The organism is Chitinophagales bacterium, assembly GCA_017303415.1.
Lineage (GTDB): Bacteria > Bacteroidota > Bacteroidia > Chitinophagales > Chitinophagaceae > SpSt-398.
On record JAFLBJ010000001.1, the window covers coordinates 194118 to 210205 of the forward strand.

The following is a 16088-nucleotide window of genomic DNA, read 5'->3' on the forward strand; positions in this document are numbered from 1 at the left end:
AAGTAGATTAAAAGTCAAGGTTAAAGCCAAGGGCGATGGTCCGTGGACGAGGATAGAAATTATTATCTATACCACCGTTGATCTCGGGATCCAGTCCTTTGTACTTAGTGATCACGAACACATTCTGAACGTTTAAACTAACCCGAAGGTTGGCTTTGTTCTGCATGATCCTACCGGCATTGTAGCCAATGTTGAAGTTATCCATCCGGAGGAACGATGCATTTTGAACATAATAATCAGACAGGTAATAGTTGGTGCCATCTCCGCTAAATCCGGTGTTCAGATAGTCCACCGAACCATTGTTGATGTATCCGATCGGGTTCAGGATGTTCCGGAGGGTACCGGTTCCTGAAGCGACGTTGTTGTACAGGTAGTTACCTACGTTGGCACGCATAACCAATCCCGCATTCCATTTTTTATAAGTCAGGTTCGTACTAAAACCAAAGAAGGCTTTAGGATCGATGCCTTTATATTGATAAAGGTCTTTTTCATTGATCACCCCATCACGGTTGATATCTTCAAAAAGATTGTCAATGGGTTTGTCAGTTCCTTTATCATATACCTGTTTGTACACGAAGAAAGATCCGCGGTTATATCCTACTGACTGGATCAGGACGGAGTTACCAGTACCACCGGAAATACCACCAAAACGGGCACCGGCATAGGAAGGATCATCAGAAATTGTCAGTTTAGTGATCTCATTCTGATTGTAGGTAGCGTTGAAGGCTACATCCCAGGTCATGTCTTTGGTGCGAATGGGTTGGAAATTCAAGGTAACCTCTACCCCATTGTTCTCCATGCTACCAACGTTGGCAACAATATTATTGGAGAAGTTGGTACCGGCCGGCTGGTTGATCGAGTTCAACAGGTCGGTGGTCTCTTTGCGGTAAACCTCTACCGTACCGGAGATGCGGCTGTCAAGCAAGGCAAAATCCAGGGCGATATTGGTGGTGGCTGTTTGTTCCCATTTCCGGTTGAAATAATATCCACCGGGACGATACAGTTGGTAATAAGAACTACCAAACTGATACTGGGCAGTCAGCGAACTGAGGTTGTAATAGGAGATAAAGTCATAGTATCCGATACCATCCTGTTGACCAGTTACACCATAACCCACGCGGAGTTTCAGGTCATTGATCAGGCTGGATCCTTTCAGGAAGGATTCTTCACTGATCTTCCAGGCAAAAGCAGCCGAAGGGAATGTACCCCAGCGGTTGTCAATATTGAACTTGGAAGAACCATCGCGACGAACCGAAGCAGTCAGGATATACTTGTTATTTAACGTGTAGGTCAAACGTCCCAGGAAGGAAACCAGGCGATAACGTGGCTCATCAAAGGGGAAGTTCGGTGTGGAAACCAGTGTACCATCATAGGTATAATCAAAGTACGGGGTCCAGGCGCCATTGGCGTCGGGTTCTGTACCATTGAAATTCTTGGTCAGGTAATCCTGGTATTCATAACCAGCTACGGCTTCGATCCGGCTCTTGATGCTGGTAATGTCTTTGGTATAATTCAGGTAAAAGTTCAGATAGGTATTGGTGCGGGTCTGTTTGTACTGTGTATTTATCCCACCATGGAATGTACCACCTGGATCTTTAAAGCGGTTGTATGACGAGGCTGCACTGTCATTGACCACAACGGTACCCGTACCTTGAGAAATGTCGTAACCGGTATTCAATACCGCACGCAGGTCAGGGAAGAAATGCAGTTTATAATCCAGCATGATATTACCCACACTTCTTTTCACCGTGCTCTTGTCTTCTCTTTGCTCAAGCAAACCGAGCGGGTTAAAGGGAGCAAGGGATTTCAAACCGGTAGTGGAGTTAGGATCCAACCATTCCCAATAACCGCCAAAACGGGCATTCTTGCTATACACTTCTTGTGTGGGGTCAAAGCTGATGGCCGATCCGATCGCGCCCTGGTTACCAAAACGTGTTTGGCTCACCGCGCCTTTCAAACTCAATTCCACTTTAAGGTGGTTTTGGAAAAGGGAGGGGCTCAGGTTGATCCCTACGGAAGTGCGTTTCAGGTTATCCGTTTTGAGGATACCATTTTGATAAAGATATCCCAGCGAAACCCGGTAAGGAAGTTTGTTGATGGAACCCGAAATGCTCAGGTTATTATCATTGGCGATCGCTGTCCGATAGATCTGATCCTGCCAATCGGTATTGGAATTTCCCAATAAAGCTTGCAGGGTAGCACTGCCTTCAGCATTTACAATGCTCCGGATCTGGTCGGCATCCAGCACATCAACGGTCTTGGCCACTGTGGCGGCGGATACCTGTGTACTGAAATTGATCACGGGTTTACCTCTTTTCCCTTTCTTGGTGGTGATCATGATAACCCCGTTGGAGGCACGCGAACCATAGATCGCGGTAGCAGAGGCATCTTTTAACACCGTGAACGATTCGATATCGTTCGGGTTGATCAGGCTAAGCGGGTTGGAAGCACCAGAGATACCATCATTGGAGATAGGCATCCCGTCAATCACGATCAACGGGTCATTGCTCGCATTCAGCGAAGCACCCCCACGGATACGGATCGTACTTCCTGCTCCGGGTTGACCACTGTTGGAAGTGATCGATACCCCGGCCACCTTACCAGCAATCAACTGCTCAGGTGTGGTGATCGTTCCTTTATTAAAATCTTTAGCAGTCACACTGACCACAGAACCCGTAAGGTCCTTTTTACGAGTAGTACCATATCCAATCACTACGATCTCCCCAAGAGAAGACGCGTTAACGGTAAGTACCACGTCGATGGTCGTACGACCCTCAATGTTCACCTCCATGGTATTGAAACCAATCGATGAAAACACTAAGGTTGTCACACTCGGAGCCACAGAAAGACTATACGCACCATTTGCGTTGGTTTGCGCACCAGTCGGAGTGCCTTTTGCAATGACAGTCACGCCGGTAATAGCAGAACCATCTCTTGCATCTGTCACTTTTCCTGTAATGACCCTGTCCTGTGAAAATGAAACTTGAGCTGTTGTAAACAGCGTCAATGAGAGGATGAAAGTCCTCCATAGATTTCTACGGCGCATAAGCAATCATTAAAGCGGTTAGAAGAATTTTAGAAATATTAATGTGTATTTCTTACACAATAATAGTCAATAATTCGAATCCAGAAAAAAAATTTGAGGTGATTTTAATCAGCAACATCCAAGGTATGACCAGGATTACAGGATTAAGGGATTTAGGAGGATGGGAATTAAGTAGTAATATTTTAAAATATAATTATATGACAATCAATACCCTATTGATTATCATACAAATCAATCCTCTAAATCACTAAATAATAAAATCTAGGTCTTCGCGCGATAGAGTTTGCCCGGACGATGAGGCACTTCGGTCTCCATTTCATCCAGGTCAACCACCCAATCTTTGAGCATGATTTTCTTGCGGAAGTTCCGGCGGTCAAGCTTGACGCCCAGAATGGCTTCATAAAGTTCCTGCAACAGGCGGAGGGAAAATTTCTCCGGCAGCAGATTAAATATCACCGGGTGTTCCATGATCTGATCACGCAGGGTCTGGAGACAGGTATCCAGGATCTCCTTATGGTCAAAGGCCATCCGGCGAATGTCGTTAACATTGTGCCAGTGCACCTGATTGTCCGTGATCTTGAGTTGATGGTGATTAATATTGATGAGGGAATAGTAAGCGGTGGTAATTACCCTTCCGGAAGGGTGACGGTTCACGGCACCGAATGTATGTACCTGTTGCAGATAAACATCATCCAATCCGGTACGCGCCTTAAGTACCCGGTACGAGGCACTGTCCAGATCCTCATCGGGCCGAACCAGATCGCCCAGCAGGGAAAGCCTGCCTTTGAATTCTTCCAGGTCGGATTCCATTAAGAGTACCTTGAACTGATCATCATCATAACCGAAGATCACACAGTCAACCGATACAGCTATATTAAAATAGTCAAGGTGACTGATCTTCTCGATCTCCGCGGTCTTAAGCAACATCCTTTCTTCCATATGGCCCGTTTGTTTAACGGTCTAAGATATTATTGTACGACGAATTTGACAAAATTGGCGTATAAACCCGACTTTATCCTGACAATATAATTACCGGCCGCAGGCTTGGTACGCATGGATAAAGGCAGAACATATTCGCCTTTGGCCAGGAACCGGCTATCCAGCAATTGCAGAAACTGACCATTGGCGCTCAGGAGTTCGATCTCCACTTTTCCCGCTTCGGGTATGTTTACCTGGGCATACAGCTCCCCTTGGGAGGGGTTGGGATAAACTTTTAATTGTAGCGGGTTACCATTAAAGTAAAGGTTTGAAACGGGCGTAGTGGCCACATTATTCACGTTTCTATTAATATATACATGGTATTCGCCGGGTTGCAGGGTAACAGTTTGGGCTGCACCCGTGGCGGAAATAATGCTGTTATCCAGATAATCCCACCATACCCCTGCTTCAGGGAAAGTGACCGAAGCGGCCTGTGGTATCAGGTCAAAGTTCCCCACCACAAGTATCTTGGAAGTGTCGGTATTCACCTTCATCCATTTAAAAGCTCCATTCAGACTGCGTTCAATGGTGCCTCCGGTAAATGAATTCCGGAAGGAAGCGTGTTTACGTAAGGCAAATAGTTTACTGTAAACGGTATGCAACGCTTTGCGATTCGCGTTTTGTAAATAATCCCACCGAATGGGCTTGGGATCAAGCCGGCAATCATTATTGACCGTACCATTGGTACAGGTATTGATGGAATAATCGTATCCCATTTCTCCAAACTGCCAAAGCATTTTGGGACCAGGCATGGTGAACAGAAAAGAGGCCGCCATTTCACTCCGTTTCAAGGCAGTATTGAGGTCACGGGTATTATAGGTTCCTTGCGAAAGCCCTTCATTGATCAGACGGTACATCACCCGCTCTTCATCATGGCTTTCCATATAAGAAACCAGGAAGGGGTTGGTCCATCCCCGATTGATATGCAGCGCGCCATCAATATTGGAGTTGCCAATCACACCCATCGCAGCCTGGCTGAAATTGTAATTGATATTTCCCCAAAGCATCATGCCATAATCCGATAGTTCCTTTTCCTCGTTGTTGGCTGCAAAATGTTCAAGTATCACATATGAACCGGCTGAACGGGATTGCAACGTATCAAAATAAGATTTCCAAATGGCCACCCGGCTGGCATCATAATTACTCCAGGCATTGACATCACTTCCGGAGTTGACCTGGGTAAATCCTTTGGAGAGGTCAAAACGGAAACCATCGATCTTATAGTTCACCAGCCAATGTTCGGTAACCCGTTTGAAGAAATATTTGGTCTGGAGACTTTCATGGTTGAAATCATTGAACACATTGAATGGGTGACGCGCCACGGTATTAAACCAGGGGTTGTCGGCTGCGGGACGGTTATTTGCCCCATCCCAGTAAAGGGCTGCCAGGGGACAAAGACCTGTGGCATGATTAAGCGCAATATCCAGGATGACCGCCATGCCTTTGCTATGGGCGGAATCAATAAAGCGCTTGAGGTCATTCTTTGGACCATAATATTTATCCGGAGCGAGGAAGAAATCGGGGTTATATCCCCAACTCAGGTTGCCTTCAAATTCGTTGATCGGCATAAGCTGAATCGCGGAGATACCAAGGTTTTTAAAATAAGTAAGGGTATCACTGAGTGTTTTCCAGTCATGCGCGGCCAGCAGGTCGCGAAGCAGGCACTCATAAATGATCAGGTTGCGTTTATCGGGACGGTTGAAATTCGGCACCGCCCAATTATAAGCTGACTGCCCGGTTTGCACCACACCCACAACACCTGAAGTCGCTGTTGGATAAGGTTTGAGTGAAGGATAGGTAGTACTGGTGATAAATCCATCATTCCATGGGTCAAGTATTTTTTCACAATATGGATCCGTGGTTTTTAAATTCCCATTGATCAAATATTGAAAAGCATATTCCGTACCTGGCGTCAAACCGGTTACACGCACCCACCAGCGGTTGCCATCGGGTGTTTTGTTCATCAGGTATTGTACTTGTTCCAGCCAGTTACTTCCGGGAAACTCTCCAATCACGGAAACCCGGTTTTTATTTGGCGCATACAAAACAAATGTGATGGAGGTATCACCTGATTCATAATTGATCCCATCCTGCACACCGGCCGGCAAGGCAGCAATATTGGGCGAAGAAGGTCCCACAAAAAACCGGATGGTATCGCGTTTTGTAACCGCGCCAGCAACAGCCTCGGCAACCAGTTCCTGTGTTCCTGCGGAAGTGATGACCGGGGAGGCTGAAATAGTTGTTACCCCTGAAGCCGCCTGCACCTGTGTGCCATTCCAGAACAATTTCATATCGGATGACTGACTGGCTACCGCCGTAGCATCAATGCTCTCCCCTACCGCTTTATTGATCGGTTCCAGCACACGCACATATTTGGGTTCAAATGGCGGTTGGTTAAAACGGACGGCCAGGCTGTTATCATACAAGGGAACATACATGTCGCCGCCATCGGTATTCCGCTGCACTTTATTGCCCGCTCCATCACGGAACAGAATCGCGATCTGGTTGATGGTCTCCCCTACCGCAAGATTGAAGAAGGTATTGATATTGGTGATCGAATAGGACCATTTATTGGTACCCGCGGCACTGGCCTGTGCCCCCGCCGGCGTGGTTCCCCAGGTAAAAGGAGCATGCTTCCAATCGGTGGAACTGGTGCTGAGGTTGGTAATTACCCCGATATGTACATAAACCGCACCGGTATGACCCAACAAACCCTGGTTACCCTTTGTGGCATCCACGGTAATGGTTATATTACCTGTGCCATTGGCAAATTCAGGAGTCCAGGTGAGTAATTGCGACCAGGAAACCAACCCAGCCATCATACCCATCCACAAAAGCAGCATCTTCCTTTTCATGGCAAGCTCATTTAGATTTGAATATCTAAGGTACAAATATGTACTTACAACACATTAAATTACAGGCCATTTTTTTCCTCCACTCCAATTTGAATTGACCGTCAATCTTTAATAATTAATAATTAGTAATCAATAATCATATTTTAGTTTTGTTTTGAAGCTCCAATTCAATTTATGTACTCGAATAGTGAAACAAAATCCTGGCAGGAACAAACGCTTGCCTTTTTAAAGTCTGGCACCTTTGCAAAAAAGGATATTCAGGTCCTTCGTGGGGTGTTGAAATTTCATGAACACCGGTATTATGTATTGAATGATCCGTTGATTTCCGATGGGGAATATGACCAATTGTACAAGGGTTTAGAAAAGATCGAGCGGGAACATCCCGAACTGATCAGCGCCGATTCGCCCACCCAGCGTGTAGCCAAAGGGCTGACCAAAGATTTTCCAACGGTACAACACCTGGTGCCCATGTTATCGCTGGACAATTCATACAATAGCGAGGACCTGATTGATTTTGACCGAAAGGCACGGGAAGGATCAGGAGCAAACCAGATTGAATATTGTGTAGAGCCCAAGTTTGACGGAGCGAGTATTTCGCTGATCTATGAAAATGATCTATTGTCCCGTGGGGCTACCCGCGGAGATGGTGTGGAGGGAGATGAGATCACCACCAATTGTCGCCAGATCAGGAGCCTGCCCTTGTCGGCGCAATTTTCAAAGTATGGATTGCAGCAGGTTGAGATAAGAGGAGAAGTGCTGATCAATAAATCGAATTTTAAAAAATACAACGAGCAACTGATGGAACAGGGGGTTCCGCCCCTGGCCAATCCACGCAACGCGGCCTCAGGTACCCTTCGCTTAAAAGATCCGGCTGAGGTGGCTAAGCGAAACCTGGAAGCTTTTGTTTATCATATCAGCGATTACTCTCTATTGGATGGACGACCGGTGCCAAAAGAATTGCAGACCCATGGCGGATCGCTGGGCTTGCTGTGGGAATTGGGTTTTCGCAGTCCGGAGAAAGAAAAGAAAGTATTTCAAGGGATCGAAGCGGTGATACAATACTGTCAGGAATTTGAAGCAGGCCGCGATGACCTGCCATATGAAATTGACGGGATGGTGATCAAGGTAAATTCATTTGCCTTGCAGGATAAGTTAGGTATGACCAGTCATCACCCGCGGTGGGCCATTGCCTATAAATTCAAGGCAAGACAGGGAACCACTAAATTGTTGAATGTAGAATTTCAGGTTGGAAGAACAGGAGCAGTGACACCGGTGGCCAAACTGGAACCCGTGAGTGTGGGAGGTGTAACCGTTAGCAGTATCTCTGTACATAATGAAGAATATATACGGGAAAAGGATCTTCGCAAAGGCGATACGGTCCTTATTGAAAGAGCCGGTGATGTGATACCACAGATCGTGAAATCACAACCTGAATTACGAACCGGCAAGGAAGAACCGATCATTTTTCCTACCCATTGCCCGGTCTGTAACAGTAAACTCTTCAAGGAAGAAACAGAAGCCGTATGGCGTTGTATCAATATCGAATGCCCGGCACAGGTATTGGAACGCATCATTCATTTCGTCAGTAAGGACGCGATGGATATCCGCGGGTTTGGCGATGCCAATGTGCGGAAGTTCTCCGACATGGGACTATTAAAAGATATCCCGGGGATCTATACGCTGGATTTTGATAAACTCAAGGGACAGGAAGGTTTTGGACAAAAGTCAATTGACAATTTGCGTCAGGCAATTGATCATTCCCGTAACCAACCCTTACATCGCCTTATTTACGCCCTGGGTATCCGTTTTGTTGGAGAGACAACGGCCAAGACCCTTGCCAACCGGGTTGAACACCTGCTCGATTTTCAATCATTCACGCAGGAACAGCTGTTGGAACTCGAAGATGTTGGTCCCAAGGTAGCGGGAAGTATTTTTCATTTCTTTCAGAACCCCGATAATATTCATATGCTTAAGCAGCTTGAAGCGGAGGGGTTACAATTAAAAAATACAAAGAAAGAGGTGACCCAGGGGGGATCTTTGGAAGGACAGACCTTCTTACTTACAGGCACACTTCCCACCTTAAAACGCAGCGAAGCCGAGGCGTTGGTGGAAGAGCACGGTGGTAAACTCGTCAGTGGGGTGAGCAGTAAACTCAACTACCTGATCGTTGGCGAAGATGCCGGAAGTAAATTGGAAAAAGCCAAAAAGATCAATACCGTAAAAATCATTTCCGAGGCCGAATTTCTGCGGTTGATCGGACGATAAAACCTAACAAGAATCATATTTGACAATTTCTTTTTTTATTACCTTTCGCATACACGCTGGATAAACATTGCTCGCCAGTTCTAGCTGCATCGCTATTCATCAACCTAAAATTGATGCGCTATGATCAAAAAAATTACCGGAGAAACCTGGAGACAATTGAAATTCTCAGGTTGGAACCAGCTCCGAAACAAGTATGCGCTCTCTTCGCATGGCCGAATCGCCAGTTACAAGAAAGATGTATTGGAAGATGGGAAATTGCTCAATGGCTCCTTTACAACGGGCTATCGCACCCTGAACCTTCATCGCCCGGACAGTAAAGGAACCCTGTACATCCACCGGGAAATCGCTAAACTTTTTTTACCTAAATCCAGTCCAAAACATCGCTATGTGATCCACATCAATCACAACAAACTGGATAATCAAATCAAGAACCTGAAATGGGCTACGCTGGAAGACATGATCAAACACCAGCAAAAAAGCCCTGCCAAGATCGCGTATAAAAAAGTTCAGGCGAACCGCACCGTTGGACTTAAACTCAAGGCCACCCAGGTAAAAAAGATCAAAGACACCTTGAAAGATCCTAAGCGTCGCGTCACGATCAAACGATTGGCCGAACAATACGGCATCAGTGAAATGACGATCTACCGGATCAAGAGTGGGGAGAATTGGGCTAGGGTTTGAGTTTTTACTGCAGAGCAGGAGGACGGAGGACAGATGACGGAGGACAGATGACAGATGACAGATGACGGATGACGGAGGTTTGATGTTGGATGTTGGATGTTGGGTGTTTTATGTTAGCTGGTAGGCGAAGAGCGGAGGGACGCTGTGAGAGACCTCTGGTCTCGCACGATACTCTCGTCGCCTCTGGCGACAAGCATTAAAGCGCTAATTCTAATATTAAATGAACTAAACTCGAGTCGCCAGAGGCGACAAGACAATCGTGCGAGACCAGAGGTCTCGCACAGCCACCCTCCGCCCTTCTACTCCCTTCCAACATCCAACATCCAACATCAGTCATCCGTCATCTGTCATCTGTCCTCCGTCATCTGTCATCCGTCATCCGTCCTCCCCCCTCCCTCCTCCCCCTCATTTTCTCCGCGGCGAATACCCGTCCCCCTTTTATATTTGTAAAAAAAGAATGCTCCAGCCCTCTACCCTCAAATTTCTCAAAGACCTCAAGAAAAACAACAATAAACCCTGGTTTGATGCTCACCGCCCGGCTTACGAGGCAGCCCGTAAGGATTTTGAGATTTTTGTTCAATCGCTTATCGATGGCATAGCTAAAAAGGATGGAGACCTCACCGGTCTTACAGCCAAAGCCTGTATGTTTCGCATCAACCGCGATGTGCGCTTTTCAAAAGATAAATCACCCTACAAAACCAACTTTGGCGCTTTCTTCAATAAAGGGGGAAAGAAGGCAATGACCGCTGGTTATTATTTTCACCTCGAGCCTGGTAAGATATTCATTGGTGGTGGTCTCTACATGCCCATGCCACCGGATCTGGCCAAAGTGCGTCAGGAGATAGACTATAATTTGAAGGATTTTAAAAAGATCGTTCAGGGAACCAAATTCAGGAAGGTCTATAAAGACCTCGACCGTTCAGATGAATACACCCTGACCCGCGTACCCAAGGGATATGAAGCCGACAATCCCGCCGCTGAATACCTGAAGTTGAAAAGTTATGTGGCCACCATTCAAATGAGTGATGCAGAGGTTACATCAGCAACGGCGAAAAAGAAAGCGATAGAAGCCTATGAGGCATTGATGCCATTGGTGAAATTTTTGAATGGGGCTGTTGGGTAGGGGGAGGGTGGGTGTTGGATGTTGGATGTTGGATGTTGGGCGAAGAGCGGCGTGTTGCTGTGCGAGACCTCTGGTCTCGCACGATTGTCTTGTCGCCTCCGGCGACCCGAGTTTAGTTCATTTAATATTAGAATTAGCGCTTTAATGCTTGTCGCCAGAGGCGACGGGAGAATCGTGCGAGACCAGAGGTCTCGCACAGCGTCCTTCCGTCCTTCGACTCCCTTCCAACATCCAACATCAAACATCCAACATCCAACATCCGTCATCTGTCATCCGTCCTCCGTCATCTCTCATGCGTCCTCCAAAATCCAACCTACCCCACCAACCCCTTCTCCATCAAATACTCCGCGATCTGGACGGCATTGGTAGCGGCGCCTTTACGCAGGTTATCCGATACGATCCACATATTGAGTGTACAGGGCTGGGTTTCATCGCGACGAAGACGACCTACAAATACTTCATCTCTTTCATGGGCATCTTTGGGCATTGGGTATTGCTGGGTGGCAGGATCATCCACCACAACTACTCCCGGAGCGGATTCCAACAAGGCCTTTACTTCCCGCAGATCAAACTCATCGGTAAATTCCACATTCACCGACTCACTATGACCGCCTACAACTGGTATCCGTACCGTGGTAGAGGTCACCCGGATGGTGGTGTCCCGCATGATCTTCTGGGTTTCATTGACCATTTTCATTTCTTCTTTGGTATATCCGTTTTCCAGAAATACATCGATCTGTGGAATCACATTCAGATCGATCGGATATTTATAGGCCATTGGGCCTTCCACCCCTTTTCGTTCATTGAATAACTGATCAACGGCTTTTACGCCGGTACCTGTTACACTCTGATAGGTACTTACTACGATCCGTTCAATACCGTACCGCTTATGCAAAGGGTTTAACGCCACCACCATTTGTATGGTAGAGCAATTGGGATTGGCAATGATCTTATCATTGGCCGTTAATATATCTGCATTGATCTCAGGTACAATCAAAGGTTTGGTAGGATCCATGCGCCAGGCAGAAGAATTATCAATTACCGTGATACCAGCAGCAGCAAATCGGGGCGCCCATTCGGTAGACGTGCTTCCACCAGCGGAAAACAAGGCAACGGCCGGTTTAGCAGCAATCGCGGATTCCATCCCTACTACTGTGTATTTCTGCCCCTTGAACTCTACCTGTTTACCCACTGATTTTTCCGAGGCAACCGGAATCAATTCCGTTACCGGGAAATTTCTTTCTGCTAACACTTGTAACATTTTTGTGCCTACCAGTCCGGTGGCGCCGACTACTGCAACTTTCATTGTTGATACTCCCCCCGATCTTCTTACGAAGACTTTTTAATTGTTATAAATTGGTTTTAAAAAAAATAAGGCCCTCCGTTGGGGAAGGCCTCAGTTCGTTTATGTTTCATCACATACAACTCACCCGAGCCTTCCTCTGGAAAGTTTCTTCGTGCGTTTTGTATGTTTGGTCATTTGCATGATGAGCAGCAAAAGTAAAGCGGTATCGTGTTAACCGCCAAATTTTCCCCCTGTTTATTTTGATCCGGTACACTTATTTTTCGGCAAACCTTTTCTTATGTCAAAAAAACAAGTGTTCGTATTCGGTATCAGTTGCCTGCTCTCGGCGTTGTCTTTTTCCCAATCAAGGTATGATGTGTTGATCCATGAGATCATGGCCGACCCAACACCGGTAGTGGGTTTACCTGCTGTGGAATGGATCGAACTGGTGAACCGATCAGGCGTACCGATTTCGCTTGCCGGCTGGAAGCTGCGCGACCGCACATCCACCAGCGGAGCCTTTCCCGATTTTACCCTTGAACCAGGGCAGTTGGTATTGCTGGGTTCATCCACCACCGCTACTGTGATGGCAGGCTATGGACCCATCATACCTGTACCCTCCTTTCCATCGCTTGATAATGAAAGTGATCTGATCTCACTGCTTGATCCTTCCGGCCAAACCATTCATGCCGTAGCTTATTCGGTCAATACCTACAAAAGTGAAATTAAACGATCGGGTGGTTGGAGCCTGGAAATGATCGACCGGCAATTTCCCTGTACTGGACCGGCTAACTGGCAGGCAAGTACCCATCCAACGGGCGGTACACCCGGACAGCCCAATGCAGCTGCCGGCGTTATGGTGGATACTGAAGGTCCCCGTATAACTAATACTCATATGGAAGGAGACCAGATCCTCCATATTCAGTTCAATGAACCATTGGACAGTACCCGAAGTGTAGCCCGGGAGAATATTCAACTTCCTGCCGGTTTTTCATTGATCAATATCCGGCTCTCCCCGCCTTTGTTTGATCAATTGGAAATTGAAATATACCCGGCACCTGAACCTGGTAAAATGGAAGAACTCACGTTGAACCATATCCGAGATTGCCGGCAAATCCCGATAGCACCCATGACCATAGTGCGCTGGGGAAGACCGGTAATTCCTTCCCTCCATGATCTTGTCATCAATGAAATTTTGTTTAACCCCCGTTCGGGTGGATCGGATTATATAGAGATCTATAACCGGAGCACACAGGTATTTGATGCCAGAGAACTTTATCTCGCCAACCGAAAAGAAAACGGTGAGGCAGGGACACCATATCCGCTTCGCACTGAAAGTCGCCTGATTTTTCCGGGTGAATATTGGGTAGTAACAACGGACAGCCAGGCATTGATCCGAGATCATTGGGTAAAGAACGCGGACAGGATCACGGAACTGAGCCAACTCCCCTCCTTTCCAGCTGATAAGGGGCATGTATTGCTCCTGCACCAGCAGGGAACGATATTGGATGAGGTCAACTACGATGAAGACTGGCATTCGCCACTGGTAAATGATCCGCGAGGTATATCCCTGGAGCGGATCGACCCCAATGGCCCTTCACAGGACCCTATGAACTGGCATTCGGCAGCCACCACTTCTCGCGGGGGAACACCGGGCTACAGGAATTCCCAATCGATTGAATCAGGAACAGGCGGGGAGGAATTTTGGATAGAACCGGTAATTATCAGTCCCAATAATGATGGATTTCACGACCATTCCACCATATCCTATCAACTGGCGGAACCGGGTCAGTTGGCGCATATCCGCATCTTTGATCAGGATGGGCGTATGGTTCGTTTCCTGGTAAATACAGAAATCACCGGTCGCACAGGTACCTGGACATGGGATGGCTTGGGGGATGGACGAAAGATATTACCCTCCGGGAACTATATCGTATGGGCAGAATTTCTAACCCTGCAGGGAAAAAGGAAACGATTCAGGCGACTGATCTCAGTGGTGCGCGGGTATCCATGACCCGGATCATTCCAGTTCGATCTCAAAATTGACCAGATCGCGGAACTGCTGGATTCTTCCTTCCAGTTCACCATGGCGAAGTTCTTTCAACCGGGTGGTACCAAATTTCTCAACGCAGAAACTGGCAAGGGCAGAACCGGCGATGATCCCGGATTTCATATTGTTGAAGCTGATGTCTTTTGTACGGGCAATATGTCCAATGAAACCTCCGGCGAAGGTATCTCCCGCGCCAGTGGGGTCAAACACGTCCTCCAACGGAAGGGCCGGGGCAAAAAAGACCCCATCGTCATGAAACAACAAAGCCCCATGCTCCCCTTTTTTAATGACCAGGTATTTAGGCCCCATTTTCATGATCTCCCTTGCGGCTTTCACCAGGGAATATTGGGCACTGAGTTGGCGGGCTTCGCTGTCGTTGATCATCAGCACATCCACTTTCCGAAGCACTTTTTCCAGGTCGGGCATGGCGGTTTCCATCCAGAAATTCATGGTATCCATGACTACCAGACGCGGTCTGGTCCGGAGTTGGTCGATCACGGCCATTTGAACGGCAGGCACCAGGTTACCCAGCATCAAAAACTCACAATCCTGATAGCTTTCCGGAACCACCGGGTTAAAATTAGCCAGTACATTTAATTGAGTATCAAGGGTGTCACGGGTATTCATGTCCAGGTGGTACTTACCACTCCAGAAGAAGGATTTCTCATCTTCTTTGATCTGTACCCCTTCCAGGTTTACACCCCGGGCCTCGAGCATTTTCAGTTCCTCTTTGGGAAAATCACCCCCAACCACGGAAAGCTGTTTGATAGGACGGGTAAAATTGGAGGCACTCCAGGCGATATAGGTAGCCGCTCCGCCTACGATCTTATCACTTTTACCAAAAGGGGTTTCGATCGCATCAAAAGCCATGGAGCCGACAACAACGAGTGACATGATATGGGGTTTTGGGGTTTGAGTTGTTCAAAAAAGCCGTGCAAACCTAAGCCAAAAAAGACAGTTTGGGAAGTCAGATGGTGGATTTGTTTAATAAACATCCTCTATCTTTGAAACATGCCAACGACAAAACGCCGTTCCTCTAAAAAAGAGGTTATCCTCACCAAAGCCGCCCAGATGTTCCGGGAAAAAGGCTTTGCTGCCACATCCATGCGTGATCTGGCCGAGCGGGTGGGTATTGAAGCCGCCAGCTTATACAATCATATCAAGTCAAAAAACGAAATACTGGAAGCGATCTGCTTTGATGTAGCCAATCGTTTTATGCTTAAACTGGAAGAAACAGAAGCCAGTGACCTTCCCACCATTCAGAAGCTCGAAAACCTGATGCGATTTCATATTCAGGAAATGATCGAACATTATGAGGAAGTGTATGTAAGCGACCGCGAATGGAAACACCTGAATGAACCATTCCTTTCCAATTTCCGCAACCAACGTCGTCAATACCGCCGCATGTTTGCCGCCATCATTGAAAAGGGTATTGCCAAAGGCGAGATCAAAAAAATTGATGCACCTACAGCGGTGATCATACTTCTTCAATCTGTAAGCGGTATTGAATCCTGGCACCGTAGCCAGGCCAAGATCTCGGCGAAAGATTTAGAGAATAATATGGTGACGATTTTAATTGATGGGCTTAGGAAATAGGATGACTGATGGCGGATGACTGATGACGGATGTTGGATGTTGGATGTTGGATGGTAGATGACGGAGGACAGATGACAGATGACGGATGACAGAGGTCCGGAGTCGGAAGTATGGCAAATTAATTTCAGTCAACTGTCATCCAACATCAGTCATCTGTCCTCCGTCCTCCGTCATCTGTCATCCAACATCCATCCTATCCCCAATTCCAG

10 protein-coding genes are annotated in these 16088 nt (G+C 47.1%); 5 read left to right on the forward strand and 5 right to left on the reverse strand.

What is annotated here, in order from left to right:
* Positions 1 to 7: 7 nt before the first annotated feature.
* The 3 genes from J0M30_00785 to J0M30_00795 form a co-directional block, all read right to left on the reverse strand.
* The gene (locus J0M30_00785; protein ID MBN8666004.1) at positions 8 to 3046 is read right to left on the reverse strand and encodes a TonB-dependent receptor; all 3039 of its coding nucleotides are present in this window, start codon (positions 3044 to 3046) and stop codon (positions 8 to 10) included.
* A gap of 261 nt (positions 3047 to 3307) precedes the next feature.
* Positions 3308 to 3973 (reverse strand): NUDIX hydrolase, encoded by a 666-nt coding sequence (locus J0M30_00790; GenBank protein MBN8666005.1) that lies wholly within the window; start codon positions 3971 to 3973, stop codon positions 3308 to 3310.
* Positions 3974 to 4014: 41 nt separating this feature from the next.
* On the reverse strand, positions 4015 to 6879 hold the full coding sequence (locus J0M30_00795) for a T9SS type A sorting domain-containing protein (GenBank protein MBN8666006.1): 2865 nt from the start codon (positions 6877 to 6879) through the stop codon (positions 4015 to 4017).
* Between the two features lie 174 nt (positions 6880 to 7053).
* Here J0M30_00795 and ligA point away from each other — a divergent pair, with 174 nt between their 5' ends.
* The 3 genes from ligA (at position 7054) to J0M30_00810 (ending at position 10948) form a co-directional block, all read left to right on the forward strand.
* On the forward strand, positions 7054 to 9144 hold the full coding sequence (ligA, locus tag J0M30_00800; protein MBN8666007.1) for an NAD-dependent DNA ligase LigA: 2091 nt from the start codon (positions 7054 to 7056) through the stop codon (positions 9142 to 9144).
* Between the two features lie 120 nt (positions 9145 to 9264).
* Positions 9265 to 9825 (forward strand): HNH endonuclease, encoded by a 561-nt coding sequence (locus J0M30_00805; protein MBN8666008.1) that lies wholly within the window; start codon positions 9265 to 9267, stop codon positions 9823 to 9825.
* Positions 9826 to 10282: 457 nt separating this feature from the next.
* Complete coding sequence (locus tag J0M30_00810; GenBank protein ID MBN8666009.1) at positions 10283 to 10948, forward strand: DUF2461 domain-containing protein; 666 nt, start codon at positions 10283 to 10285, stop codon at positions 10946 to 10948.
* Between the two features lie 313 nt (positions 10949 to 11261).
* Here J0M30_00810 and J0M30_00815 read toward each other — a convergent pair whose 3' ends face one another.
* Complete coding sequence (locus J0M30_00815; GenBank protein ID MBN8666010.1) at positions 11262 to 12254, reverse strand: aspartate-semialdehyde dehydrogenase; 993 nt, start codon at positions 12252 to 12254, stop codon at positions 11262 to 11264.
* 277 nt (positions 12255 to 12531) lie between these two features.
* On the opposite strand from J0M30_00815, the gene J0M30_00820 reads away from it, so the two are divergent.
* Positions 12532 to 14247 (forward strand): lamin tail domain-containing protein, encoded by a 1716-nt coding sequence (locus J0M30_00820; protein ID MBN8666011.1) that lies wholly within the window; start codon positions 12532 to 12534, stop codon positions 14245 to 14247.
* Positions 14248 to 14253: 6 nt separating this feature from the next.
* On the opposite strand, the gene J0M30_00825 is transcribed toward J0M30_00820, so the two are convergent.
* Positions 14254 to 15177 carry a sugar kinase gene (locus tag J0M30_00825; protein ID MBN8666012.1) on the reverse strand — a complete coding sequence of 308 codons (924 nt, stop codon included), beginning with the start codon at positions 15175 to 15177 and terminating at the stop codon, positions 14254 to 14256.
* Positions 15178 to 15294: 117 nt separating this feature from the next.
* On the opposite strand from J0M30_00825, the gene J0M30_00830 reads away from it, so the two are divergent.
* Complete coding sequence (locus tag J0M30_00830) at positions 15295 to 15879, forward strand: TetR family transcriptional regulator (protein MBN8666013.1); 585 nt, start codon at positions 15295 to 15297, stop codon at positions 15877 to 15879.
* The last annotated feature ends 209 nt before the right edge of the window (positions 15880 to 16088 follow it).

Bases quoted from the DNA above. Each gene is read 5' to 3' on its own strand.
- J0M30_00785 (MBN8666004.1), bottom strand. From the start codon at position 3,046: ATGCGCCGTAGAAATCTATGGAGGACTTTCATCCTCTCATTGACGCTG.
- J0M30_00790 (MBN8666005.1), bottom strand. From the start codon at position 3,973: ATGTTGCTTAAGACCGCGGAGATCGAGAAGATCAGTCACCTTGACTAT.
- J0M30_00795 (MBN8666006.1), bottom strand. From the start codon at position 6,879: ATGAAAAGGAAGATGCTGCTTTTGTGGATGGGTATGATGGCTGGGTTG.
- ligA (MBN8666007.1), top strand. From the start codon at position 7,054: ATGTACTCGAATAGTGAAACAAAATCCTGGCAGGAACAAACGCTTGCC.
- J0M30_00805 (MBN8666008.1), top strand. From the start codon at position 9,265: ATGATCAAAAAAATTACCGGAGAAACCTGGAGACAATTGAAATTCTCA.
- J0M30_00810 (MBN8666009.1), top strand. From the start codon at position 10,283: ATGCTCCAGCCCTCTACCCTCAAATTTCTCAAAGACCTCAAGAAAAAC.
- J0M30_00815 (MBN8666010.1), bottom strand. From the start codon at position 12,254: ATGAAAGTTGCAGTAGTCGGCGCCACCGGACTGGTAGGCACAAAAATG.
- J0M30_00820 (MBN8666011.1), top strand. From the start codon at position 12,532: ATGTCAAAAAAACAAGTGTTCGTATTCGGTATCAGTTGCCTGCTCTCG.
- J0M30_00825 (MBN8666012.1), bottom strand. From the start codon at position 15,177: ATGTCACTCGTTGTTGTCGGCTCCATGGCTTTTGATGCGATCGAAACC.
- J0M30_00830 (MBN8666013.1), top strand. From the start codon at position 15,295: ATGCCAACGACAAAACGCCGTTCCTCTAAAAAAGAGGTTATCCTCACC.